At 67.2% G+C, this 25534-nt stretch carries 22 protein-coding genes and 1 pseudogene; 13 read left to right on the top strand and 10 right to left on the bottom strand.

Translation table 11 applies throughout. The features are described from left to right. Positions 1-408 precede the first annotated feature (408 nt). The 4 genes from VF584_24295 to VF584_24280 form a co-directional block, all read right to left on the bottom strand. Positions 409-1539: an SH3 domain-containing protein gene (locus VF584_24295; GenBank protein ID HEX8213318.1), complete on the bottom strand. Its 1131-nt coding sequence runs from the start codon at positions 1537-1539 to the stop codon at positions 409-411. Positions 1540-2123: 584 nt separating this feature from the next. Then, on the bottom strand, positions 2124-2837 hold the full coding sequence (locus VF584_24290; protein ID HEX8213317.1) for a hypothetical protein: 714 nt from the start codon (positions 2835-2837) through the stop codon (positions 2124-2126). A 405-nt stretch (positions 2838-3242) separates the two neighbouring features. After that, positions 3243-4049 (bottom strand): RES family NAD+ phosphorylase, encoded by an 807-nt coding sequence (locus VF584_24285; GenBank protein ID HEX8213316.1) that lies wholly within the window; start codon positions 4047-4049, stop codon positions 3243-3245. Positions 4050-4082: 33 nt separating this feature from the next. Next, a complete protein-coding gene (locus VF584_24280) occupies positions 4083-4628 on the bottom strand; it encodes a hypothetical protein (protein HEX8213315.1) in 546 nt (181 codons plus the stop codon). Positions 4629-5072: 444 nt separating this feature from the next. Here VF584_24280 and VF584_24275 point away from each other — a divergent pair, with 444 nt between their 5' ends. After that, positions 5073-5921 (top strand): hypothetical protein, encoded by an 849-nt coding sequence (locus VF584_24275; protein ID HEX8213314.1) that lies wholly within the window; start codon positions 5073-5075, stop codon positions 5919-5921. A 237-nt stretch (positions 5922-6158) separates the two neighbouring features. Here VF584_24275 and VF584_24270 read toward each other — a convergent pair whose 3' ends face one another. Next, positions 6159-6665 carry a hypothetical protein gene (locus VF584_24270; GenBank protein ID HEX8213313.1) on the bottom strand — a complete coding sequence of 169 codons (507 nt, stop codon included), beginning with the start codon at positions 6663-6665 and terminating at the stop codon, positions 6159-6161. A 307-nt stretch (positions 6666-6972) separates the two neighbouring features. Between VF584_24270 and VF584_24265 the strand changes: the two genes are divergently transcribed. Together VF584_24265 and VF584_24260 are read left to right on the top strand one after the other, a co-directional pair. Continuing rightward, positions 6973-9741, top strand: a complete 2769-nt coding sequence (locus tag VF584_24265) for a competence protein CoiA family protein (protein ID HEX8213312.1) — start codon at positions 6973-6975, stop codon at positions 9739-9741. A gap of 696 nt (positions 9742-10437) precedes the next feature. After that, positions 10438-10691 (top strand): annotated as a pseudogene (locus VF584_24260) (IS4 family transposase). A 23-nt stretch (positions 10692-10714) separates the two neighbouring features. On the opposite strand, the gene VF584_24255 reads toward VF584_24260, so the two are convergent. The 4 genes from VF584_24255 to VF584_24240 all read right to left on the bottom strand — a co-directional run bounded on the left by VF584_24255 (position 10715) and on the right by VF584_24240 (position 14417). Next, on the bottom strand, positions 10715-11878 hold the full coding sequence (locus tag VF584_24255) for a type II secretion system F family protein (GenBank protein HEX8213311.1): 1164 nt from the start codon (positions 11876-11878) through the stop codon (positions 10715-10717). A 7-nt stretch (positions 11879-11885) separates the two neighbouring features. Then, the gene (locus VF584_24250; protein ID HEX8213310.1) at positions 11886-13652 is read right to left on the bottom strand and encodes an ATPase, T2SS/T4P/T4SS family; all 1767 of its coding nucleotides are present in this window, start codon (positions 13650-13652) and stop codon (positions 11886-11888) included. Further along, positions 13649-13813 (bottom strand): hypothetical protein, encoded by a 165-nt coding sequence (locus VF584_24245; protein ID HEX8213309.1) that lies wholly within the window; start codon positions 13811-13813, stop codon positions 13649-13651. The genes VF584_24250 and VF584_24245 overlap by 4 nt, the downstream gene beginning before the upstream one ends. 124 nt (positions 13814-13937) lie before the next feature. Then, positions 13938-14417 carry a lytic transglycosylase domain-containing protein gene (locus VF584_24240; GenBank protein HEX8213308.1) on the bottom strand — a complete coding sequence of 160 codons (480 nt, stop codon included), beginning with the start codon at positions 14415-14417 and terminating at the stop codon, positions 13938-13940. 205 nt (positions 14418-14622) lie between these two features. Here VF584_24240 and VF584_24235 point away from each other — a divergent pair, with 205 nt between their 5' ends. The 9 genes from VF584_24235 to VF584_24195 all read left to right on the top strand — a co-directional run bounded on the left by VF584_24235 (position 14623) and on the right by VF584_24195 (position 24152). Further along, a complete protein-coding gene (locus VF584_24235; GenBank protein HEX8213307.1) occupies positions 14623-14976 on the top strand; it encodes a hypothetical protein in 354 nt (117 codons plus the stop codon). Positions 14977-15232: 256 nt separating this feature from the next. Beyond that, on the top strand, positions 15233-16960 hold the full coding sequence (locus VF584_24230) for a hypothetical protein (protein HEX8213306.1): 1728 nt from the start codon (positions 15233-15235) through the stop codon (positions 16958-16960). Further along, positions 16957-18108, top strand: coding sequence for a hypothetical protein (locus VF584_24225; protein HEX8213305.1), 1152 nt, complete (start codon positions 16957-16959; stop codon positions 18106-18108). Before VF584_24230 ends, VF584_24225 begins: the two co-directional genes overlap by 4 nt. A gap of 156 nt (positions 18109-18264) precedes the next feature. Further along, complete coding sequence (locus tag VF584_24220; protein HEX8213304.1) at positions 18265-18717, top strand: hypothetical protein; 453 nt, start codon at positions 18265-18267, stop codon at positions 18715-18717. Further along, on the top strand, positions 18714-19577 hold the full coding sequence (locus tag VF584_24215) for a hypothetical protein (protein ID HEX8213303.1): 864 nt from the start codon (positions 18714-18716) through the stop codon (positions 19575-19577). Before VF584_24220 ends, VF584_24215 begins: the two co-directional genes overlap by 4 nt. Next, positions 19574-20827, top strand: coding sequence for a hypothetical protein (locus VF584_24210; GenBank protein HEX8213302.1), 1254 nt, complete (start codon positions 19574-19576; stop codon positions 20825-20827). Before VF584_24215 ends, VF584_24210 begins: the two co-directional genes overlap by 4 nt. 20 nt (positions 20828-20847) lie before the next feature. Beyond that, positions 20848-22140: a hypothetical protein gene (locus tag VF584_24205; protein ID HEX8213301.1), complete on the top strand. Its 1293-nt coding sequence runs from the start codon at positions 20848-20850 to the stop codon at positions 22138-22140. A gap of 311 nt (positions 22141-22451) precedes the next feature. After that, entirely contained in the window at positions 22452-23039 is a 588-nt protein-coding gene (locus VF584_24200) for a hypothetical protein (protein ID HEX8213300.1), read from the top strand. A 738-nt stretch (positions 23040-23777) separates the two neighbouring features. Next, entirely contained in the window at positions 23778-24152 is a 375-nt protein-coding gene (locus VF584_24195; protein HEX8213299.1) for a hypothetical protein, read from the top strand. A gap of 38 nt (positions 24153-24190) precedes the next feature. Here VF584_24195 and VF584_24190 read toward each other — a convergent pair whose 3' ends face one another. Next, the gene (locus VF584_24190; protein ID HEX8213298.1) at positions 24191-24325 is read right to left on the bottom strand and encodes a hypothetical protein; all 135 of its coding nucleotides are present in this window, start codon (positions 24323-24325) and stop codon (positions 24191-24193) included. An 829-nt stretch (positions 24326-25154) separates the two neighbouring features. Between VF584_24190 and VF584_24185 the strand changes: the two genes are divergently transcribed. After that, entirely contained in the window at positions 25155-25361 is a 207-nt protein-coding gene (locus tag VF584_24185; GenBank protein ID HEX8213297.1) for a hypothetical protein, read from the top strand. Positions 25362-25534: the final 173 nt, after the last annotated feature.

The following is a 25534-nucleotide window of genomic DNA, read 5'->3' as shown; positions in this document are numbered from 1 at the left end:
CAACTTCTCATCCGCCGTGTGCTGCCGCCCCTTGGGCATCGTACTTTCCCCTTGCTCGTGGTCCCGGCCACTCGCCGGTCGAGGGGAAAGTGTAACTCTCAAGCGTTTGCGGAAAGTTCGATTTCCGCTGAACCAATACACGCGAGACACCATCCGTCACGCGATTCCTCGAAGGCCTGCGCGTGCGCTGAACTACAGTACCGACCTGTTCGAGCCGGGCTCAGTCTCTACACCATGTTACAGATCCTGAGCGTCAGCCTCTTTCAAAGAATCGACCTTTCACAGGTCGCATTCGCGACATGCAAATTGTCGCTCTCGGAAGCGCGTCCGCCACGAAGGCGAGGACAGGACGAGGTCTACCGCCGCCGCCGCCCACCCGCTCACCAGGAAGAGCGCGAAAAACACCGCCTATCGGTAGCGTGCGAGCTTCCCGTACACCCAACCGCTCCTGACCTCGCCAGGTACCGGCTCCGCCTGGACGCGGAGCCAGCCGCCTCTTCGCTCGTAGACGATCAGCTCGGTACCGGGCGCGAGCACCGCGCCGACCTTGGCGGCCGTGGTGCTGGGCGAATCGCGGAGCCAGGCGGACTTCATGATCCTCGCCGGCCGCGGCGGGTTCTGGGCGATCTGCAGCAGGCTGTCCAGGGTCGCTCCCTGGTCCTTCACATGCTGCCCCAGCGCAATCTCGCGCTGGCGCGCCTCCTCCTGCGCGTCCCCGTCACGCCGGCGACCCCACTCGTATCCGGAGATCTCCGCGGCGGCCGGAAGCATGAACATCAGGAGGAGGAGCGTCAGGGGCCGCCGAGCCGCCTCCGGAACGCCCAGCGAGCCGAGCAGGTCTAGGAAATACTGCTCGATGCTGCGGTTGTCGGCGCCAGCGTTGAAGCCGTCCTCTGCCTGCTCGGCCAGGTCCTCCGCGATCGCGTCTGCCCAGTCCGGAATCCGGACTCGCAGGTCATCGAAGACGGTTGGCAAAGCGAACGCCACGGCATCGAGCGCGTCGCGGATCCGGAAGCCGAAATCGGGCGTCGGCACCGCTAGGCGTTCCGTCAGGGCGCGGATGGACGTCTGGCCCATCGCAGTGGTGAGCGACGAAAACCACCGCTCCTGCGCGGCGAGGATGCCCTTGATCGGGGGATTGGGCGTTCGGGAGGCGGCTTCGCGCGCTATTTCGCTCATCGCGAGCACCGACGCGAAGCCCGAGCTGCTCACCGCCCGATCGGCGTACTCCCGGATCAGCTCTGCCCGATCCACCGTCGAGCTCAGCGCGCCACCGGCGTCGGTGTGTAGCCGCATCGCCTCCTGCCGCGTCTCGGCTTCACGGATGAGCTGGGCCACCGGGCCCTCGAAGCGCAGTTGGTCCTCCAGGATCGCCCTCGCCGTGGGCGAGGTGAGCTCGAGGCTTCGGAGCTCCTGCTGGACCCGTAGCGAGCCCTCCACCTCCCGGATGCTGATCCCGCCCGGTAGCTTTGCCATCTGCTGCCCTGCCATCTGCTGCCCCGCTGTGGTTGACACTTTCGGCGCGGTCTCCTGACCCACCGCGCCTCCTTGTGCATACGCCGCGAGCGCGGATCGGGTTCCGTCGCGCGAGCGACATCCAATTCTGTCGCGGCCGGACGTCTCTCCATCTGAACCGCAAATACCAGGACAGCAGAGGGCGCCAAGAGTCTCCCCTGGCGCCCTCTGCGCAACTGCATTTGTATCATTAGGTTACGCCCATGCGACAAATTTGGGTGTCGCGCCTGCGCAGAGGCATGGCGGCGCCTTGTAGGGACCCATTGTAGTTGTCACCTCCACCCACGCGTTCGCTGCCGATCTGGCGAGGCGAACCATCGATCGTGTACCGATTTCACCCACTGAATCTGTCACTTTGCTCAAAACCGGAGTTTAGGATTCATCTCATATCACCTTAGTCCGTCTGATTCACGCCAGGTAGCGTTCCATGGCGGGGTCACGCGAGGACCGCGGGAGCGAGTATCAATCTGTACAGGCAGCAACAAAGAGAGCGAGCCGATCGGCTACGTACCGCCGGTTGAGTTTGAGGAGGCATACGACCGCATCCGGGGCACAGACTCTCCCACCAGCACTCACGTAACGGAGTTCTCTGGGAAGCCTGACGCGGTTCATTCCTGGATAAGCTTCCAGTCAACGTTGGTCTGGGCCTGCGGTAGCCACGCGAACCCCTCTGGTGCGGCTGGTCGTGCGTAGAGCGGATCTTCGTTTTTCAGATCCTCATCACGATTTGTCTGTTTGACTACGACCCCACCCCCTATATCCAAACCACCAACGAAGTAATTGTATCGGCCAGCGGGATTCTCCACACGAACTACGTCCAGCACGAATTCCGTACCTTTCATCCGCCCACACTGGATGGGACCTCCCACATCCTCGCAATTATCGTCGTGACACACTGCCAGGACGATATGGGGTGGATTCCACCGTTCCTTCGGTGATTTGAGGTTCTGCTTCTCGACGATCTTCTCTGCAGCCCGCTGGCCCGAGCCGAAGAATTTTGGAGTCTCAAGATCAATTACCGTTTCCCGGAAACTGCCATTCAGTGCGGCGATCCGGAATGCTCGCGACCCGTTCTCGGCTTCACAGTGTCCAACAAGAATTATTTCGGCGGTGGGAAGACCGGGTGCATTCGGCCACATATTTGAGGCTTCCCAAGTCGCACGCTCCAACATGTGGGCGGCTACCTGTGCCAGTGCCTCCATCCGAAGGAGGTTTCCCTGACCCATATCCGCGACGCAGCTCATCAAGGCGATGAGGGAATCTTTTGCTACCCTGCTGACTCGTACGTCACCGACGGCACAGACTCCGTACGTTCGATACACAGGTTTGGACTCCAGATTGTACGGGTCACGAACTCTCAGGGGTGCGCATACGATTTTGACAGACGCGTCAAAAAGGTTTGGCGTAGGGTGATCCCCTGAAAGTGATCCGGGGACCGTGATGCGTGAGTCACTGGCCACTCGAATGGCTGTGTCATCTCTCCAGACCGCACAAAGTGTCATGGTGATTTTGCTGGTGGGTAGTGGGTCAGTTCGATATTCGGAGCGCCGGCGATCGCTTCACGGGAGCCAGATCGGTGAGCCACGGCATGGCTGGCACAGTCGGTTCCAAGAGAGAACGGCTCCCCAGTAGACGTTGCCCTCTCAAGCCTTTCCCACCTCGGTGTGCGTCCGATTGTAGTATTTCCTGGCGCCCCTACGCGTCGATCAGAATGAGCCGCGTCCAACCTACCCACTATCGGTGATGGAATGAGGCTCGGCTGCGACAGACAATTGTGGGTAGTGCTTTCTGACGTAACGCCGATTTCCGACCTCGGGCACATCAAACTGGATGCCGCGGACCTCGTGCACTGTATAGTTGATCACATCCGCGGCACCTAGATCGAAGAACGCGATGTTGTGCCCCTCTCCGAGCGAGCTTCGGTACGCGATCCCGTCCAGACCGTGCTCCCGGAACATCTCCGCGATGACCTGGGTGGGCGCGTACTCGGCCGAATACTCGTCGCGCTCGACTGGCCGTGCGAATGCGCGGTCGATGTCGCGCCACACCTCGATCTCACGCTCGGCCTCCGGTGGCTCCGAGAAGTAGATCATGTCCCTCCGGTCATCAGAGGTACAGTTCACAAGGGTGAGATCGCGAGCGGTCTTCAATTGGGCGATCGTGATATACGCGCCGATCCACGGCCGCACTTCCGCACCCGCCGTTACCGCATGCGTCGCTGTGTAGAGATAGGGTATCCCTCGCGGATTCACCCGGCCTTCGGATGCCCGATCTCTGAGGGGCATCATCCGGCTGGGCGGAAACGGACGCGGGCCCGGATCTTCCGCTTCCTCTTCGTCGGTCTCAGGCCAGTTGCAGCCGAGTTGCGCACGGAAAAGAAGGCTTCCCGCTTGCAGCACTTCCAGACGCGACTGACTCGTGGCCAGAACTGCTGTCAGAAAGTCCGCCTGTTCGGCATCGCGGCTAAACCTCCAGCGGCGTTTCACAGCGTGCGCGAAGTTTGAGTAGCTGCGGTACGAGGAGAAGGTGGCCATATCCTCCTAAGTGAGCAGAGGGTGTCTGAGGAGTTACTCACGTACGGCGCTATCCTCCTCTTCATCTACCCAGCGCTGCGCTTCCTCCTGATCCCGCCGGTGCTCATCGACAGCTCCGATCACCCCGTCGAGCACCAGGATCGAGCGAAGCGCGTGGGCCTTCGTACCATAGGAGAGGTCGCGCCCGCGAAGAATCGCGTTCCGCGACATCTCCGGAACCGGGTCGGTGGGACCGCAGCTGAAGCCGGTCTTCCAGACCTTCACAAAGTATTCCTTCGCAACCGCAGAGAGAGGTGTGTCGCGGAAGAACTTCTTCGCATCGTTCTGCGCGTTCGGTGATTTCCCAAGCGCATCGCCTAACACCCCCTCGACATGGGGCAAGACCGTGCAGACCGCTGCGAAGTAGCGGCCGTCCTTGTAAGAGTCGATTCCCTCTCGGATCGCAGGCATCCGAGGAGCGAGCCAGCCGAATCGGGACCACTCAGCCACGAGCTCATCCAGTGTGCCGCGGTCATAGAGCTCTAGAACGATCTCGACCGCCTCGTCTGCCGTAATTGCTCCCCCATGATACGAGCGCACGACCTCGTCCAGTGTCCGCGCCGGCAGGTGCCAAGGGCGGTGGCCAGCCCATCGCCAGCAACATCTCGCGTGTGCGCTCGCCTTTGCGGCGCCCGGCTTCTACGAGCGCGCTGATCGTGGCCAGGCGGTTCACGGTTGGCTCCAGCCCCGTTAGCTGGCCCGCCACGCGATCGGTAAGCCCGATCCCTGGGACGATGAAGTTGCCGTACTCCTTCAGGCGAGTATCTATTGCGTGCCGTAGGTGACTGAAATGGCTGGTGCTCATATGTCTGTAAACCGGAAGCTTATGGTGGCCATATCCGTACTTTCGCGTCGGGAGAGAAGAGACTGTGCCATTCGCCTGGGAGGAATCATGCCTGGACTACCGATAGTGAATTGGTTTACGCTCGTTCCGCAGCGAACCCGTCGCCGACCTCCTCACACAAAGCAACAGGCGAAGCGCACATGATGGATGAAGAGGAACTGATAGAAGCGTACATGCGCGATGCCGGCGCAGGTGTGCCCGCGGTGGGTGGTGCGGACTGGCTCGACTACCTGCTCCCGTCTCTGGACTACCAGAGCCAGCTAGTCGCTATTCAGACTCTGCTGCGGCGGCAGCAGGACGCCGACCGAACTACCAACCAAGAGATTCAGGCGATCGCGTCGGATGTACCCCAGTCACAGGGAGCGATACAGCAGCAGGCAATCGACGACTGGGTGGACCATGTGCACGCGTCTGTTTACCAGGACGCCGCACACAGCATGGCAGCGGTCGGGATGCTCGCACCGCTCATTGAGTCGGTCTTCTATCAGGCGATGACCCAGCTGGGCGAGCTATATCACGATAAACAGTTGCCGTTGCCCACGCACCAACGTTTTCACGACCCCGACCACGGGTGGAACTGCCACTACGCATGGATCGGGGGAAAGTTGAGGAAGGACCTGGTTCGAGGGATCCGAGAGATGAGTGACGCACTCGGAATCGGTAAACACCTGCCCCCAAGCTTATCTATGCGCCTAGAGGCACTTTTCGCCTATCGCAACAAGATCTTCCATCTCGGATTCGAGTGGCCCATGAAGGAGCGGCGAGCCTTCGAGAAGCGCACCAAGGCGGAATGGCCGATCGAATGGTTCGTGTGGTCGAGGACGGGAGATGATCCCTGGATCGCGTATCTCTCCGCGCAGTTCATTGATGAGACCCTTGAGGCCGTTTCGGACGTACTGACTGGGCTGGGCCGATTCGTGGGCGACCTCTTGAAGCGGGATTACGCGCCGCCCCAACGAGGAACCACATCCCCAGCATCCCTTTTGTGAACTCATGACGTTTGAGCAGGCATCTTACGAATGTCTTCGTTGAAGCTTGAGGTAGATCCGTCAGATCTTAACCCACTACCGAAGGTTCATACTCTTACACTTCGACCCGCGGACGGAAACAGAAGATTTGAGAAACACGAAGGGGCACAGCGGATTATACGCTGTGCCCCTTCAGCCCGTTTCACTACTCCACCAGGAACTCCAGAGCCCAGATCGAAGCTCGTCACAGGTCTTGGATTACCGCATGGATCGGATGACGAGCGGAACGACCTGGTTGATGACCTCTACGGAGTGGTGCACCAGTTCCCGGTCACGGAGCACGTCTGGATCCTTGTCGCCGTGGGCAAGATTGCACCTGATCTGGTAGATCACGCCCATCAAACGTGCAAGCCGCTCGGCTGGAGCGGATGCCGGGTCGTTGACGATTTGGAGGTCCTCAGTTGCAGTCTGCCGGAAGCTCGGGTCATTCGCGGACCGCCGAGTGTCCCCCGGGGGAAGATGTGAGAAGTACCGGATGCTCGCGTCGAGTTGGGGCAGAAGTGCCGCGGCATCAGCGTCGTTCACATAGCGCCTGATGCCACGCAAGACGCGGTCACGCTCAGAACCACCGCTGCCGGCGGTGTTGTAGCAGGTGTTGAAGCTGGTCCACGCTTGCTGGAACTCGCGAGCGCGGGGAACGCCGCGTTGGAAGAGACGTTCCGCGAGGGCTGCTCGGTCGCGCGTGTTGAAGGCGGGACGGGCCATAGTCGGGCTGACGCTGGAGGCTAGAGCATGTGTGGGTTAGAGGCCTAACACCTAAACTGCCACGATAGTGGCCGCGTCGAAAGCGTGCAAACACGGGGTTGCACGTGGATCTATTACCAGTACCGCTTTCTGGCCGGACCCATTACCCCAGTTCGGAACCAGGGGGCGAGCCGTTGGGTGTCGGTCCCGCAGGGTTTCGATGACGTGATCCAACGGCTGCCCACCGCCGCCGCGAGCCGAACCGGAACAGGGAACTGCGGGTACCAGATGCATCTCCTCCACCCCCGCCCGGGAGATTCACGTCCGCATGCACCGTTTCCACGCGAAGGATCCGTCTCCGGCGGTGCAGAACGCCGTGCATCCCGAGTGGGTCTTCACCCTACGTCCGGACTCCGGAGAGCTGATCCCGTCGGCCGCGGACCTTCGCCACCGCTTCCGGCGAGACGGCAAGCACCTCCTTCCCGACCTGGACGGGCCGGAGGGCCGGATTTACGAACTTGAGCCCGTGAGCCGGTGGGTCGGCGTCCCACCCGCCGCACGCCCCGAGGCGTTCTGCCCCGTCTGCTGCGCGCGCGTGGTGACGAAATGCGGCGAGGTCCTCCGCCCCCACTACGCGCACTCCAGCGATACCTCCTCATGTCCCGCCGGGGCGCCCGAGAGCGCGCTCCACCTTAACACCAAGCTGCTGATCGCCGAGGCGCTCCGCAACGCCGGGCGGCTGCGGATCCGGAAGGTATGCGCGGGCGCCCCGCGGCGGGGGCGTACGAGCCACTGCGACATCCCGGAGACCATGGACTGGCTCCACGGCTGGGACGACGTCCTCGTCGAGTACGACCTGCCCTCTGTCCGAGCGGACGTGATCCTGCTGAGGCAGGGCTGTCCGATTGGTGCGATCGAGGTGTACGTCACGCACGAGGTAGATCACGCGAAGATTGAGACGTTGCGCACGCTCGGCGTACCGTGGGTTGAGGTCCGCGCTCGTGACGTGATTCCGGAACCGGGTACTGGTTTGCCGTGGGTAGCCGGAGCTCCGCTTCTCGTTCGGAGGACTGACCGTGAGGCGCCGTTGCCGTGGCGATGCCCGTTCCACCGCGCAGAGTGGGAGCGGATGCGCCGCCAGGATGAGGCAAAGGGGACACCGTGGCGCGGACGCGCGGTGCGGCTCTCGGGCTGGACCCAAGGCGATCCGTACTACGGAGGCGGGACCCGGTGGGACAGCCGACTTGTGCCGGTGCTCGCGATGCGGAGCACTGGAACTTGGCCGGCCGACGTCTGGCTTGCGGATGCGACCTCGCAGGAGGTGCTCTCACCTCGCGTATGGTGCGACGACGAGGAGGCTGCGAAGGCGGCCGTCGATTACGCTCTGCGTCCCGAGAATCTGCTGGATGCGGGGAGCGGGGTCACGATGGAGAGCCCGATGGACTGGGCGGCACCGGGCGGATTCCTCCGCCCTCTGGAGGAGGTCCGGTACCCAGGACGTCTGCGTCCGGAACGGCCGGGGGAGTTGCCCCGCACGGCGCCCAACACGTCCGATCTGCGCTGGCCGTACGACGCCGCTGCGCACGAGGACGCGGTGTTCCACCCGATCCACGGCTGTGATGCTGACTGGTGCGACCTGCCCACCGAAGACTGGCCGGTTCGCTTCCACAGCATCCGTGGTCAGTTGTGGCTCACGACCTCGCGCAGTGGGGACGAGATCGTAGTGGACGCCTTTACCGAGTCGCTCCTGGGCTGGGTCAAGGTCGCGAGGCACGAGGCGCCGGCAGTGGACGCGCCGGGAGAGACAGATTGGTCTGCCGTGCTCACTGGGATGCACGACGTGCTCCAGGACAGGGGCGGAGACGATCTCCTCATCTATCTCCAGGGGCCGCATTCGCTCCGTGAGGCGTTCGACTATGCGGCTGAGCCCTACATGCCTGCCTCGCGCCTGTTCGGCAGGCCGACTCTGCGGCAGGAGATCACGAGTTCGCCGTCACGGGGGGAAATCCTCGCCGAACTGGATCGGGGGATCGCACGGCTCACCGCGTGGGACATGCTGGACGGCGCGTGGAAGGTGACCCGCCGCGACGGCTATTCGGAGCGGGCGGGCGACTGGATCGACCGTGTGATCGATCACAACCCTGGCTACTCCGAGTACGGGATCGCTTTCGCCGTCCCGCCCTCCGCCGACGATGTGACGGGACGCCTGCTTGAGCTGGAGCGCGACCAGCGGATGCCGAGGCATCCCTACTGGCTGTGCAGCATCGACGAAGCGGAGCGCATGCGGGAGAGAGTAGGGGTGGGCTACACGTGCCCTGTGGCGCGTGTAGCGGACGGCACCCTGCAGGTCATGGTGCAGAACGGTATGCAGGTGCCGCTTGCCGAGTTCGTCCGCTCCGTGTGCGAGTATCCAAAGGATCTGGTGGACCAGAAACCATTGCGACCCGATGCATACCGCTTCCCGCCGGGGCGGCAGCGAGTGGATGTCTTCCCCTCATGGTTCCTCGAGAATGTGGGCAAAGACGTCTCTGTCCTGCTCGTCGGCCGGAGCGCAAACACACCCATGTCCCTGCCGGTGAAACGGATCGAGGCGCTTCATCGCCTACCCGATGCCACGGTGTGGGCGGAATGCCAAATCGCACGGGCAGGGGAGATGCCGCCTGCGGAGCAGGGCCCTACGCTGTTCGCCCCGTCGGGGTACAGCCGCGCGCTGGTCTGCCTGAGCGCAGGCCGGCGCGATGAGCGCTGGGACGTGCCGCTGGTGGGGCACTTGGCTGAGGGTCGTGCGGAGTGGGAACTCACCTCCGTCCCAGAGCTCCGCGGTGGCCTGATCGACACGTGTCCGGTGCTAGAGCGCATGAGGTCCGCAGGGCGACATACCTACTTGGCTTTGAACGAGTACGGAACATTGGAGGCGGTCCGCGGTGCCCGCACCATCAAGATAAGCGACGCCGGGTGGTGCGCGGCGGACGTCATCCGGAACCCGCCGGCCGCCACGCCGGAGGTGCCTGGTTGGGACGTGCGTACGGGCTTCAGAATCTACTCACGCCTCAAGGAACTCGCGCACTGGCAAGTGATCTTCGAGAGCGACGATTGAGCCGGGAGGACGGGAGCGCAACACGGGAAAGTTGTGCCGCCGCTGGCTCTCAGGTGCAAGGCATCATAGATGTCGGATTGCAGAGCCAACAGGGCGTTAACGGTTGAAGCGATATCGGCTGCGGCAGAACCGTACGATCACCGATCTCGCGGCGAGTGCAGGTCTGAGCGCCCGGACGTGGAGCGCTCGGAGGCGGGTGATCGTCCGACTTTCCTTACGGTCACCCGAACCTTCGGGCGCTCGGCAGGCTTGATGCGCTCGAATCTTTCCTCCCTGAGCCCCTCGTGGCGCCGCTATCTGGTGGGTCTGGGCCACCCCAGGCGGCGCGCCAGTGCGGCGGGCGGGCGGCGCCATGGCTAATCGTGCCGGCCAAAATTCACGTAACGCACGTGCGGTACGCGGCGCAGCGCCTCATAGAGCGGCCCAGGTGATGCTCTGGGGACGCGAGGCGGGCGCCGTGGCAGAAGCCGCCGACCGGAAGCATCGTCTAGCGGCATGAGGCAGTCAGCACTCCTGAATGACTGCCGCCATAAGCACCCGATAGGGGGCGTCGTCAACCGCGAACTCCGCGTAACCGTAGCTGGCCCCGCCGCACTACTGTCCGGTTAACGTAAGTAGACGATTCCATAACGCAGTGCGGCGCAAGCACTTACGGCTGAATCTCGCACACGCCGATTTGAACTCGGGCTCCTTCTTCACCTGCGCATCAAGGTCTTCTACGGCCGCAGCCCAACGCCGTGCGCACGCAGATCTGGATCGTCCTGTCGACATACGTCCTCGTCGCGATTGTGCGGAAAAGGCTCGGCACCCGCCTCGATCTCTACACTTTATTACAGATTCTCAGCGTCTCTCTCTTCGAAAGAAACGCGCTAGAACAAGCCCTCGAGTCCGCGAATTACACAGGAGACCACCCCCCCTTTCATAGCCAGTTGCAGCTCTTCGACTTCTAACCGACAGCAGTGCCCTTTAGCGCCTAGTGTAGCAGGACCTTGTACAAACCCGCCATCGGCCCGTACAGCCCGATCATCATCAAAGCCACCATACCGATCACGATGAACATGACTAGCGGGATGAGCGCTTCCTGCGCCTTCTCGACCTGCGACATCACCTTCTCCTCCAGCCGCTCGGCCGCGTACGCAGCCAGCTCCGGAACCTCACCGGTCTTCTCGCCCGTCCGCAGGATCTGGATGTAGATCCGCGGGATCACGCCGGTCCTCTCCAGTGCGCCGGACACCTTCTTGGTTCCCGCCGCCACATCCTGGGCGGCCGCCGAGAGCCGTGCGGCGACGGCGCTGTTGGGAGCGGTCTGCGCGGCAAGCTGGATCGCCTCAGCTTCGTGGATCGACTTGGTGGAGAGGAGCATCGCGAAAAAGCGCATGAAGCGCGAAACCGAGCTGAGCTTCTGCAGGGGGCCGATGATGGGAATACGGAGGAGGAGGCGGTCCTTCACGTCACGGACCGCCGGCAGGGAGAGTATCTTCGGCAGAAGGAGGAGGCCGATCCCCGCTGCGAAGAACGCTCCGTCCCCCGCCGCCGATGCCACGTTGCCCAGCGCAATCAGCACCCGGGTCACGATCGGCAGCTCAACCCCCTCCCGCTCGTAGATGCCGGCGAACGTGGGCACCACCGTCTGGATCATGTACCAGCCACCCATGAACGTCGCCCCGAGCGTGAACATCGGCTGGATCATCGCGCGGGCTACCTTGCTGCGGATCTTCTCGGCCGTGACGAGACCCGTGGCGAGCGGGTCGAGCATGCGCTCCAGGGTGCCCGCGTGCTCCCCCGCGGCGATGATCTCGGTGTAGACGCGATCGAAGATGCGCGGGTGTGCGCGCATCGCCTTGTTGAGCGGCAGTCCGCGCTTGGTCGCGAGTTCAAGCGCCTCCACCGCGTCGCGGAGGGCGGGGGACTCGATGTCGGGGACGAGCGTTTCGAGTGCCTCGGGCGCATTGCTGCCTGCCTTCAGCAGCGTCGCCAGCTGGCGCGTGAAATCGGGCAGCTCCTTGCCGGGGGCCGGGCCGCGAAGGTGGGCGACCCAACGCCGGACACGGAAAACGTTCCGTCCCTCGCCATCCGGCGGAGCCGTGCTTCTCCCGGCCGCCGACCCGGGAATCGTGGTATCGTACGAAAAGCTCATGGATGCCTTAGTTGGACGTTTCCTCGATGACTTCGGCGAGTGATGTCGCGCCGTCGAGTGCGTGGAGCTGCGCCGCGTCCTGGAGCGTACGCATCCCGTCCGCGCGGGCGATCGCGAGGATGTCGGCCTGCGTCCGCCCGTCCGCGATCGCGCGCCGGATGGGCTCGGTGATCTCCAGGACCTCGAAGACGCCGATGCGCCCGCGATACCCGCGGCCCTGGCAGCCCTCGCAGGGAGCACCGGAATTGGTGACTCCTGTCCCCCGGCGGAACTCGCGGCGTGCCACTGCAGGCGGGTCGAACCCGGCCGCGACCAGCTCGCCGGCCTCGGGCACGTACGACTCCGCGCAGCGCGCGCAGACGCGCCGCAGCAGGCGCTGAGCGACGATGGCTCGCGTCGCCGCCGCGATCACGTACCTGTCCATCCCCATGTCGAGGAGACGCGTGACGGTGGATGGGGCGTCGTTCGTGTGGATGGTCGAGAGGACGAGCTTGCCGGTGAGTGCGGCCGAAAGCGCCATCCGCGCGGTCTCTTGATCGCGGACCTCGCCGACCATGATGACGTCGGGATCCTGGCGCAGAAACGCGCGGAGCATCACCGCGTAGCTGCGATCCAGCTTCGGGTCGTCGTGGGGGAGGACCTGCACCTGCTGAATCCCGGGAAGCTTGCGCTCGACGGGGTCTTCCACCGTGTAGATGTTCGTGTCCGGGCGGTTCAGCGCGGTCAGGACGGCTGCCAGGGTGGTGGACTTTCCGCTGTTCGTCGGCCCCGTCACCAGCACCAGCCCCTTCTTCGCGCGCATCGCGCGCTCCAGAAGCGCCCGCTCCCTGCCTTCGATCCCGAGCTGGCCGAGATCCGTCGGAACGTCACTGAAGTCCAGCACGCGGAGCACGAGCTTCTCCCCGTGGACGGTCGGCAGGCTGCCCACCCGGAAGGGCACCTCACGCCCGTCGACCTGCAGCGTGAGCGCGCCGTCCTGGGGCATGCGGTCGCTCGCGGAGCGCATCTCGGCCAGGTACTTGATATGGCCAGCGATATGTCCGGCAACGCGCGGATCGGTTTCCCGGCGTGCTTCAACGAGCTTCCCGTCGATGCGGTAGCGGACGCGGGTGTGGTCCTCGTAGACCTCGAAGTGCACGTCTGAAGCGCGGCGCCGGACACCGTCCCGGAGCACTTCACGGACGTACGCCGGAACCGCGGCCTCGCGGACGCGCTGCTCGACCGCATCGCTCCGACGCGCCGACAAGCTCTCCTCGTCCTCCATCACCGCCTCGATCGCCCGCCCTGCAGTCCGCGCCAGTGCCTCCCCGCCCGGATAGCATCGCTGGATGAAGTCCCACAGCGAGCGCTCGTCCGCGAGGACCGGCTGGACGTCGAGGCCGGTGTGGCCGCGGAGCCGCGCCAGGGCGTCCGTGTCGAAGGGATCCCGCATGGCGAGCTGGAGCGTATGCCCGACCTGAGTGACCGGCGCGACGCCGAGCTCACGAGCCAGGGCGGGCGGCACCAGCCCAACGATCCGCCGATCGGGGAGTTCGCGGGCGAGATCCATGGGGGGCATGCCGAATTCGCTCTCCAGCGCGGCGCGGGCCTGCGCCGGGGACACCGCGGCCGCGTCGAGGAGGTGGAAGAGGATCCCGCCGCGGGCGCCGGCGTCGGCGTCCCTCGCCGACCCTGCGGCCTGGATCTGTTCCGGCGTCACGATGCCCAGAGCGTGCAGTGCTTCGGCGACTCGATCCTGCGCGTGCGGGAAGGTCGCGGGGTCAGCCGTCGTCATCGTCCTGAGTTTTCAAGGGTGGCCGAGGCGTTCAGGCTCGGCGGAATGCGCACCGGCCAGCGGCGGCCGGGTGGGGTCATGCCGCGCACGAGGTGGGGGTTCAGGTGCTGGACGGAGGCGGTCGCCACCCCGATGGAGCGCGCAACCGAATCCAGTCTCACGCCACCGGGAATCCACACCTCGTCAAATGCGAGCACGGGATGTGGACGCGGGTTGAGCCCGAACGCACGGGGTCTCCGCGCGATCTCCGCGGCGGCGAGGTAGAGCGGGACGTATCGCTGGGTTTCACGCGGGAGGATGCGCTCGGATCTGCCAGTACAGCCGCTCGTCGCCGCGGCGCCCCCCGGCGCGCCGTCCGACCGCCCGCGCCACGCGGCCGGAGCCGGCGTTGTAGGCGGCCAGCGCGAGATGCCAGCTCCCGAACTCGGCGTGGAGATCGCGAAGGTGCTCGGCTGCCGCGACGGTGGAGCGGATCGGGTCGCGGCGCTCATCCACGTACTCGGATACCTCCAGGTCGTAGAGGCGGCCCGTCGGTGCCATGAACTGCCACATGCCGGTCGCGCCGGCGTGGCTGACCGCGCTCTCGCGGAACTCGCTCTCCACCATCACCAGATATAGCAGCTCCTCCGGGAGCCCATGCCGTCTCAGGGTCTGGCGGATCAGCTGCTCGTACCGGGTCATCCGCCCGAGCGCCTCCTCGAACCCGTCGCGATACGCGGGGTCCGAGGCGAATCGCAGGATCCCCCGCGAAATGGACGGAAGCAAAAGCGTCGAAGAGGACGGGATCGAACTGCGTCCCGCGTCCCCGCTCCATGATCTGAAATGCGGCGTTCTCCGACAGTGGGCCCCGGTACGGCCGTGCGGAGGTGAGCGCGTCGAAGACGTCGGCGATGGCGATCACGCGGGCGAACGGGTGAATCGAGTCTCCCGCCAGCCCACCCGGATAGCCGCTCCCATCCCAGCACTCGTGATGCTCACCAGCGACCCGCGCGGCCACCTGCAGCAGGGGAGTGGATGTGCCGGCAAGGAGCCGCCGCCCGATGGCCGGGTGGCGCTCGACGGTCTGCCTCTCCCTGAAGGTGAGCGGACCCGGCTTCGTGAGGATGGCGGCGCTGATTCCGAGCTTCCCGACGTCGTGGAGCGCGGCATGGATCCGCAGCTCGCCCGCGTCTTCCTGCGTCCATCCGGCAGCCAGTGCGATGGCCTCGGCGATCATGCCGACGCCGTGCATGTGGGCAATTGCTCCCGGCTCGGCCACGCGGCCGGCGCAGGTGACCAGGGGCTCGAGGAGGCGGTCGCGGGCGTCACCGGGCGACAGGTCTGACGGGGCCGTGCGCCAGCGCGAGTCGATCGCGCGGATGGCCTCTCGGATGGAGCGCCGCGCGGAGGTGATGCTCGGCGCTCCAGGGGAGTGCGGGGTATCCGTGTGCATTCGCTTCGTCGTTGCGGAGGAGGGAGCAGCTCTGCGAATGCTGATACCTCCCTGCCGGTTGGACGGTTGTCGGCCCGCCGCTGCCCTCCGCCCGAAATCGTGAACCCTTCCCGGAACGCGACGCTTCCCTCGAATGCTCGGACCCCCATTGAGCCTGCTCGATGAGCAGGTCAGGCTCGCGCTCGTTGCCGCCGCGGAGGCGCTCGCGGCTGCACCCGGTGCTCTGTATCCGCTGGTCTACGTGGGCCCCCTGGCGCGCGCCGACGCGCTGAACCGAGCGGCCGCCGAGGCGGCGGCTGCTTTCGGTATCGGCTGCGGGACGTGGACCCCCCATGCCGCCCCGCGCGGCCCAGCCCTCCTTGTTTGTGACAGCGAAGAGATCCCTGCCGCGCTGCGGGAGCTGCCCGACCAGGTGCAGCTCATCGCGTGGGGTCCGTCTGCGGCTGGGGACCTGCCGCCGGGCGTGCGGGACGCCGTCCGGGCGCCGGGCAACCTCGTGATCGAGGTGGATGCCGGCGGCCTGGCACGCGAGTCAGCGTGGCTGGGCGGCAGCGTGGACCGCGCCGCGAAAGAGGGGCGGGGGGCGCTGGTCGTCATCGCCCCGCGCGAGTCGCTTCACCTGCACGCGGACCACGCGCTCCTCCTGCTCGAGTCATCGGGCGTGAGCGCCCGCGCGGCGAGCGGTTCCGAAGACGCGGGCACGGGCGAGCAGGCACTCGTCGCGGTCTGGACGGCCAGTGCGGCGGTGGGCCCTGAGCCGTTGTCACGCATGGCTGGCGACCTTCACCAGGCGGGGCGGACCCTCGTGCTCGTTACGGACACGGGGTCGTGGGAAAGCCTGCGTGAGACCGACGTGTGGGCCGACGCTGCCGGGCCGTGCACCGTGGTCCGCGTGGGTCCGCTCGGGCCGGACGCGGCTCATGCGGGGCTTCCCTGGCCGCAGGTTACGGCGATCTGGATCGGTGCGCCCGACGCGGCCGATGCGGAGGCGATCCTCCTTCCGGATGGAACGACACTCCTGGAGGGGCTTGGCTACCTGGAGGTGCGCGGAAGGGCGGGGCGCCTCGTTGCATGGCGCCCTGACGCTCTGGCGACCGTCTCCGTGGATGCGCGTGCGGCCGGCGCAGCCGTGGTGTCCGCCGAGGTCTGCGGAGCCGGTGATGCGACGGACCGGGAGAGCGTCCTTAACGTGCTGGATCAGGTTCGGCGCTGGCCCGGCCTGCGTTTGGCCGTGGTCTGGGGTGGAACCGACGAAGCGGATACAGTGGTCGAGGAACCGGTTCAGCGTGTCGGGTTCCACCTCTCGCGGCTGGATGACGAACGCGCAGGCGCCGCGGCGCCGCCGGTCGCGCGCGCGCATCCGCGCCTCGGGCTGCACGCCGTCGCGCACAGGCTCGTCGGGCTGGGGTTGCGCGACGCCGCGCTGATCCTGCTCCGGGACGCCGAGCGCGAGTCGCGGTGGGGGGTTGATGAGGAGATGCTGCTCGGCTTCCTCGTCTCCGGTGCGGACCCGCAGGAGGCGATCACGCGACTGAGACACGCGGCTCTCCGCCTCGCGACGGGGACGGCCGCGGAGGACAGCTGGGTACGGCAGACGAATGCGACGCTGAACGCGCTCCTGTTGATGGTGCGCACCCGACAGGTGGCCGCGGACGACGCGTGGGCAACGGTCGCGTCGTGGCTCCAGGATGCCGGCACGGTGTGGGTTGCGAGCGGCCGGCATGCCGCCGTGCTCTTCGAGCTGGCCGCGCGTGCGGGCAGGGTGGCGGAGGCGCACCGATTCGCCTCCATGTTCCGAGCGATGACGGGTGGCGACGATCCGCTCAGCGCCGCCCTCACGCCCGTCCTCCACGCCGTCGTGGGAGTTCCCGCGTGAAAGTGAATCTCCGCACCCAGTGGATCCACGCGTCTGCCCTGGCCACGGTTCTCCTCTCGGCCGGCGTCCTCATCGGGTCCTACCTGTCCCCGGAACCGTCGCCGCCGCCTTCCGCCGCAGCGGCGCCCCAGCGATCCGTGAAGCCCGCGGCCGCGCCTGGTCCCCTCGCGGGTGCACCGCCGGCGGCCGCGACCTCCGCCGAGCCGCACGTTCCCGCCGCGCCGGGCTTCGAGCCATTCGACGCCGGCGTTCCGCGCCCTGAATTCGGTGGCCAGTACGCGGTGCTGCGCGGCGCGAACACGGTGGAGCGACCTGGTTCCGTGGTGCCGGACGCGGCCGTCCCGACCGCGTCGAGTGGCCCCGCTCCCGCCGCGCCCGTTCCGCCGGCGCCGCCGGAGCCTGTCGTCGCCGAGCCTCCGCGTCCGGAGTCGGGAGCCGCCGAACCGAGCGCCGTTCCTGCACGGAACCGTCCCTCGCCGGCGCAGGGAATCCCGCGCGGGATCGCGCTGCGTCAGCCGCTGCTGGCCATCGTCCGCACCGGCGGGCGAGCGGTCTTCCACGACCTCGGGAACGGCGGTGGTCCTACGCCGGCGGGCCTCGAAGGTGAGTGGGCGGTGATTGGCCGGTGTGAGCTGCGCGCGCGGGTCGATCTCGCGATGCCTTCGCGGCAGATCGGGGACCTTCGAGGGATCGGCCGCGCGGAAGGCGGCAGCCAGTGGAGCGGGGAACCGGTCGTTCCGCGCCAGGCGTGCGAAGTGGCGAGCGAGCGCTTTACACGTCCCCGCGCCGCCTCGGACGCTGACCGGGGCGCGTATGCGGCCGCGGGGGCCTCGCTGGGTTACGCGGCGAGCGACCTGCGGCAGGTTCTCGACGTTCGCGGTGGTGTTCTGCTGGCTTACGGCGGGGCGCGGGGCTCTGCGCTTGTCGCCTGCGTGGGTTCCGGGTCCCGCGTGACGGTGCAGTGGACGTACAGCGGGGAGCCGGGCGACGGCGATCTCTCCCTGGTCGGGGTATATCGGAATGGCGCCGACGTCCAGGCATGGGTGCTCCTCGGGCCGCGGGGCTCGCCGGGGGCGCTCATGATCCTCTCCAGTTCCGACCTGCGAACGTGGTCCCGAAGCGGGCCTTTCGAGCTCAACCAACCCTGATCGCGCGTGAACATGAGTAGATGGGGCATTATCGGGATCTCACTCTCCTTCGCGATCCCGGCGGGCTGTGCGCCCGTGACGGGACGTCCGACGGATCTGCCGTCTACGCCCGGCGCGTACCCGCGTGCGGATCGGGTGGGCGGGCGGCCGCAAGCGGTGCTTTCAGCCCGGCGTGAGCCTGGTTGGCGGCCGGCCCGCGACGCGGCCGGCACCCTGGGGGTCGACGCACCGATCGGCAACGTGCTGGCCGCCCTCCCGGCGATCGGGCACCCGGTCCCGATGCGGTCCCTTTCCTGGCCGCGTCCCGTGCAGCTGTCCGACGTCGGCGACGCCGGGTTCACCGTCAGCGGTGAATGGATCGAGGTGGCGGTGCTCGTGTCGGAGCTGCGGTGCGGGGTGAGGGCCGAAGCCGTGCGCGCGCGGGTCGTGGCCGAGGTGTCAGAGACGGGCGAGCACGTCCGGGTGGAATCGCGCTTCGAGTGGGAGGGCACTACGGAGTGCGAAGTCTCCGATCTCGGGATGCACCGTCTGCAGCGCGCGGCGATGGACGTGTACCTCTGGGTGCGCCGGCTTGCCCGCGAAGGCACGGTGGTCCCGGGGGCGGCATGACGTTCCTCGGTGCGGTGGCCCTTCTGGCGGCGGTCACCCTCGGTACGCTGACGGGTGGCTCACTCGAACTCCTGGCGCGCCGGCTGCCCGACCCCGGCGCGCCGCGCCTGGCCGGTGTCACGATCCGGCTCCGCAGACACGGCGCAACTGCCGGCGCGATGGTCGGAGGGTTGATCCCATTCGCGGCCTGGATCTTCACCCCGACACCCGCCGCCGCAGGCGCGGCGTGCGTGGTCGGGTGGCTCCTCCTTGGCATCGCGATCTATGACGAGCGGACGCTCCAGATCCCGCACGTTCTCTGGATCGGCGGAATCGCCGCGGGACTGGCGCTCGGGTGGTGCCAGGCGGGATGGGGCGGCATGGCGGGTCGCGCGCTGACCGCGCTCGGCCTCGCCGGAGGGCTCCGTGCGGCGGCGGCGCTTGCCGGTGCAGTCAAGCGGAGGGCGCCGGTCGGCGCGGCGGACTACGGTGTGATCGGATTCGTCGGTGCGCTGCCCGGCGGGACGCTAGGCATCGACGTGGTCCTCGTCGCGGGCGTGATCGCGCTCGCATACCTCTCGCCGCAACCGCGTGCTTTCGGGGCGCGCCTCCTCCATGGATGCGTGACCGCGGCTGGGGCGGCCCTGGCGGCGTTCGGTGGGCCGGCCGGCGCCGGCGTCGCCGCGCTCGGGCTTGTGCTCCTTCGCCCGCCCGCGCGAGCTCGCGGCGAGTCTTTGCCGGATGCGGCGGCGCCGTTCGGTGCGTGCCTGGCGCTGGCCGCCATCATCGTCATCCTCGGGGGTGCGACCCCCACCCTCCAGGGCACATCAGCCCTTCGGAACGACCTCGTTCTCACCCACCTCCTCTCGGACAACCGATGATCTCTCGTGCTCACTTCGCCGCGGCGGCGGTCGCACTCCTCGGGACCGCGCCGCTCTCGGCGCAACAGCCGCTTTCGCTCGGGACGGCCGCTGCCGTGGGCGACGCGGCCGTGACGGAATCACGCCGCGCCGACGCCGTGCAGTGGAACCCCGCACTCGTGGGGATCTACGACGGGCCGCTCTCGTCGTACTCGCTCGTTTCGGTGGACGTGGGTGCGCTGCCAGCGGCATCCTGGCTCACCTCCGCCTCGGCCCTCGGGTTCGACGGCTGGGGGATGGCCCGCCTGCCGCGCCGGGCGGCGCCCCGCGGCGGCGCCGGGTTCGGCGACGCGCGCATCCGCTGGTTCGCGACGCAGCACCGCGACCTGGCGGTGACCCTTTCGTCGGGAGAGATCGTGGGCGCCGACGTTCCCGCCGGCATCGGCGAGCCGCTGGGCGGGTCCCCGGTTCGCGCGCCGGGTACCGCGGACTCGGCCATGCGGTCTACCTACTCGGTGCTGGCGGTGACCCGCGGATCTCATGTCGGTCGGATGCCCGTGCTGGGGAGCGTATGGCTGGGAGCCACCGCCAAGGGGTGGCTGGCCCACTCCTACGCCCGCGGCGGTTTTCGCGGCGACGCGCCGGGCGAGGACGTCTTCCGGGAGACGCGCATCGAGAACGTCCCCGGGTACGGGGTGGACGTGGGTGTTCTCGCGCAGCCGGTCGCGAGGGTACGCGTCGGCGTGTCGGCCTCGAATGTGGTGTCCGGGGCGTTCCGGCCGAAGAATGGTCCGCGGGTCCGCGATGTCGCTGTTCTTCAAGGCGCCACCGGTGGCTATGAGGTGGTCGAGTCGAACGGTGCGTACCTCGGACAGGGAGATGAGGACACCGAGGAAGGCCGGCTCGCGGCTGCCCTCTGGGAGTCGGTCGGTTTCCCGGCCGTCGTGCGTGCGGGCGGGAGCGTCGAGACCGACGCCGGATCGTTTTCGGCGGCGTGGCGAGCAACGGTGCGGGACGGCGGGCTCGATCCGGAGTGGCAGGCGGCGCCCTTCACGCTCGCGTTCACCGGCAGCGCGTCCATGCCGGTCCGTGCGTCGTACGCCTGGGGCAGCGATGCGAAAGCGATCGGGCTGGGAGTCCGGCTGGGCACCTGTGAGCGCCAGTGGGTCGCCAGCGTAGTCCGGCGGACCGGCCCGTGGGGAGCGAGCTTCGGGTTCTCGGCCTCGTTGTCGGTCGGTTCCACGGCCGGCTGCGATCTCTTTCGCTCCTGACCCACCACGCCGAGGACGAGATGACCATGACGGGCGGCGACGGCGGACGGTCCCCCGATGAGCAGATCCGGACGCTTCGGGAGGACTCGCCGCGATGGCACCTGGAGGCGGCGGAGGAGGAGATCGACGCGGGACGCCTGGACGTTGCCCGTGCGGCCCTGGCGCGCGCGCGGGAGACGCTGAGCCCTGGGCCGGACACCGATGAGGCCGCCTTCGTAGCGGTGAGGCTCGCCGCCGCGTCCGTCGACCTCAAAACGGCGACGGCAGAGGTCGTCGGCCTGGTGGAGCGACGGGACCCGGCGGACCCGGTCTGGAACCGGCGTCTGAGGCGTATCATCGAGGGGGCGCCGCGTGTCTTCTCGCGTTCCATGCGCGCGGGGCTGCTGGACCTTCTGCCCCCCGTCCCCGGAGACGCGCCGTCCACAGCCGGGAGCGCGGGGATCGTCGCCAGCCCGACACTGCCCGACCTGCCAGGCGAGGACGAGTGGGGTGACGCCGCGCCTGTGGCCCCCGCTGCGGCGGCAGACTCCGGCGGCGATGTCATTGCGCGCCCGATCCTCCCCGAACTACCCGGCGAAGACGATTGGGGCGAAGCCGACGCTGGCGTCGAGGCGGACATCGGCGACGGCGGCGTGGGCGAACCCGCCGGCTCTCACCGCGCTTCCGGCGAAGCGCTGCCGCCGGTCCCGACGGTCAGCCCGTTCGAGCGCGCGAGGGGGACGCGGGTGGCGCACGCTGCCGAAGAGCCGCTGCAGGTGGCAGACCGCGGCGTGGAGCGGGGCGGGGACGACGTCGTCGTGCTGTTGGACCTGACGCTCGACGGCCCCGCGGCGCCCGCGGGGTTTTCAGGCCGGGTGACGATCGCGGCCGAGGACGCGGATCTCACGGACCCCGACGCGCTTCGCGACCGGCTGGTGGAGGAGATGCTGGCGAGCGTGTCCGATGAGGAGGGACAGTTGCTCTTCGAGACCGCGACGACGTTCCTGATCAACCGTGATTTCGAGACTGCGGAGGTCATGTTCTCCGCCGCGATGCAGCTCCCCGAGCTGCGGGTTCCCGCGTGTGAGGGCGTGATGCAGAGCCTGGTCGGAGCCGGGCGCTTCGTGGAGGCGGTGGCCACAGGCGCACGCGCGACACGGATTTTCGCCCGGGAAGGAGATTCGCTGTTGGGGATCGTGTACCTTCAGGGCATTGCGGCTCAGGCGGTGGACGACGATGCGCTGGCGCGCTCGTGTTTCGCCCGGGTCGCGGCCAGTGGCCATGCCGCGCACTTCCCCGATCTGCAGGACCGCCAGGCAGCCGTAGGATGCTGAAGGATCGTGAGGCGACGGCGCAGCCGCTCGTTGAGCGACTGGTATCCGATGCCGAGACACAGGCTGCGGCGGGACGTGTCCGTGAGGCGCTGGTCCTCCTTCGCTGGGCGTCCAGGATCAGTCCGGACGGCGTGCTCCCGGTGGTGCTGCTCGCGTTCCACCGCCTACGTGCGGCTCGTCCGCGCGCTGCTGCCGTGCCGAACATCCCGGCGCCGCCGCGCGGCGCGCCGGTGGACGTGAATCCCAGCGCCGATGGTCTGCCCTCGGACGCACTTGGATTTCCGGTGCCTCGGTTTCCGACTGCCCGGCCTGTGATCGACGCCGAGGGGTTCGTGCCTGCCCCGCGGGCACTTGCCGTCCGCCGCGTTGCCCCAGCCGAACCGACGTTCCGTCCCACGCCGACGCCGAGGCGGGCGGCACTGGCGCCCGTCCTGGTGGTCGCCGCCGCCGCCGCGCTGGTGCTCGCGCCGCAGGGGGAGATGCTGATGGCCCGGTTCCGCTCGTTCAAGCGACCGGCGGAGCCTGGCGCTGTCGCTCTTCGAAGCGGCGACCCCGGGCGGGCGCTGTCGGAAACGGCCGCCGTCGGGCGTACTGCCCCGGTGCTTCTCCTGCGCGGCGGGGCGTACCTCGCCCTCGGCGACACCGCCGCCGCGCTCGCTTCCCTGGACTCGGCCGCGGCGAACCCGGCGGCAAGCGCCGACGAATCCCGCCAGGCCGCGGAGCTCCTTGGGCGATTGCCGGGTGGTGAGCACTCGGCCGCGGATGCGTACCTGCGCGCATTCGAGGCGGGGCTGGCGAGGGAGCACTGGGGCGCCGCCGCGGAAGCCCTGGAGCGGGCCGGACGCTCGCAGCAGGCACGGCGACTCCGGGACCTATCGGAGCACCGCGGGGCGCCATAGCTCCGACGGTCACCTTCGCTCTTCCGACGGATTACCGGAGAATGCGGGTTACGTTCGCGGAAATCGAGGCACTGTGCGGAATCTCCGCATAGGGGACCATAGCTGGGTCAACCTCCGTCGCCTTTAAAGCTGCCGGCGTGTGCCCCTGGCTCCCTTCCAGGGGCTCAAAGACGGTCTTAACGGCGGTCTTCGACGGCGCACGCGCACCCTCTCTGCCAAGTTCAGGTGAGACAGTTATCGTTCTCGAATTACTGAGCAAGAGGGCAGAGAGAGAAACGAGCTGGATAACAGACTGAACGGAACCGGGGGCACCGGGTTGCAGCGAGCAGTAGGCGAGCGGAGCGAAGTGGCCCCCGTTACGGCCGCGGCCCGGATACCCCCGATCCCGAACTGTCGAGCGGCCGAAGCGGCGGCGGCTTCGCGGCCGAGTACAAGCTGCGAATTGTGCAGGCGGCCGACGCCTGCTCCAGGCCGGGCGAGATCGGCGCGCTGCTGCGCCGCGAGGGGGCGGCTCCTGGACCTTCGCGACCATGCTTCGTGCGCGCTGGAGCAGCTCGATGAGCGCTCGCTAGCCGAAACTGTCGGCGCGGCGAACCCGACACCATTCCTCTTAGATGGGATTGTCGGCGTCCGCCCGCCGTGGCCGCGCACCGTTGCCGGGGCGCGTGCCCGCGCCCTAGAATTACGCCGCCAGGACCGGTCTGTGCACCACTCGTCTCCCCACCATGTAGAGGAACGATGAAAGAAGTTTTGATTTACTGCGAAGGCTCTTCCAGTCGCGAGATGATGATGGCGCTGGGTCCGTTCCTGGCGGGAAGCGCCACGCTGGAACTCCGTCCCCGGTCTATGCGGGTACGCTCGCCTGTGATCGACCCTAACGTCCTCGCCGGGATCATCCAGGCCAGCGCCGAGGTCCTGGCCGTGTTCATCGCGGGTTTGATCGCGTACTGCAGCCGCCCGCGCGACGAAGCACCTAGGCCCGGTCGGTCGATCCGGATCTCCGGAGAAGACGGGGTCACCATTGATGTCCCGCTCGACGCCGACCCCGAGCGAGTCGCGGCGGCGGTCGAACTGGTGCGGCGAAGCGAACGTCCCCGCATCCTCCTGCCCTGAGCCGCCGGGCGTCACACGCCCGTGTAGCAGAAGCCCGCTCAGTAGTACGCGTCCTGAAAGTCCTCCTCGCCCTCAATCACGTCCTCGAACCTGGGAAGGGAGGAACCGGTTGGCTCGCCGCCCCATCGGGCCGCATAGTACGCCCGCGGTTCCTCGCGGTCGGCGCGGCGCATCCACCGCTGGGTGCGGGCTGCCTAGTTCAGCATGCGGAGCGCACGCTCGCGCTGCAAGGCCGCCCCCAGTCCCGGGTCGCGGTCGCGCGGATGCAGTTAGAGCGCACGCTCGCGGAGGGCGAGCCGCTCTCGTTCTGCGGCCGGCCGCGGTTCGCCGGCCATCTGGCGGAGGTTGCGGTGGAGCTCACGCTCGGGTGTGGATGCGCGAGCGCCGAAACCGTCCGCCGCAGTCGGTTCCGGACTCCGCTCAACCAAGTCGGAGGGCGTGCGACATCGTCCAGGCGCATGAACCGGTTGATCCGCCCCGAGTTCCACGCGGTTCCTGGCCAAGTCTCCATAGGGGATGAGCAGGAACGCAGGGGCGGAACCATGACGAATGATGACGAATACGAAAATCCAAGCGCGAGAACGCAAGATCTATCGGGAAACCCTCAGTCTGTCCGGGAATGCACGATAATCGCCCGGGGCTCCCGGTGCAAGCAGGATCTGACGCTAACCAATCGGCGCGACGACTTCCTTGATTCCTTCCAAGCCAGATCGCTCGATGGTAGAACCGGCACGATATGCTGGCGTTCATAAACTCGCTGCGGCGATCCAATGACGGACCCGAGGGAAAGGCTCTCCCTAGTCCTAGTTTGCGCACGTGCGTTGAGGAGGGGCTCATTCTCGCGGCGATGGGCGAGCGACCTGGAACTGCATCGCGCATTTCGGGAGCATGCACTACGCGAGATAGCCCGTCCCCGCGAGGTTCAACAAACCTTGCGCTTGCGACGGCCCCTCCTCATAAATAGACTGGAGTCTGACTGCACCTTGTTACCGGAGAACGTCCATGGCCGACATCTTTAGCCTGCTCGCACGCACTCTGAATAATCTCTTTGGCGGCGGCGGCGAGAACGAGCGCCTGTGCAGCTACTGCCGTCGCCCGCTTACCGGGCTCGTCTACAATGGCATGCACCAGCGTTGCGCGGAAGACCTCGGGATCACGACCACCGTGGAATCGCGCAGCGCTGCAGGATCCCAGTTCAGCCGCCGCTGACTCGAGCCCGCTCTCCCGGCCCGCAGTGGAACGGGAGTCAGCCCTCGCTCGCGGTTGGGGTGTCCAACGATAGCTTCCGTTGAGCCACCGTGCAGCGGCGGTCGTCGGGCGCGATGTACGGGCGGCGACATCTCGGCAGATGCCACGCGCCAGAGCGTCGCCATACGCCTCTT

This window comes from Longimicrobium sp. (assembly GCA_036389135.1).
Classification (GTDB): Bacteria; Gemmatimonadota; Gemmatimonadetes; order Longimicrobiales; family Longimicrobiaceae; genus Longimicrobium.
The sequence above is the reverse complement of the archived record's forward strand: the minus strand, read 5'-3'. Positions and strand labels throughout refer to the sequence as shown.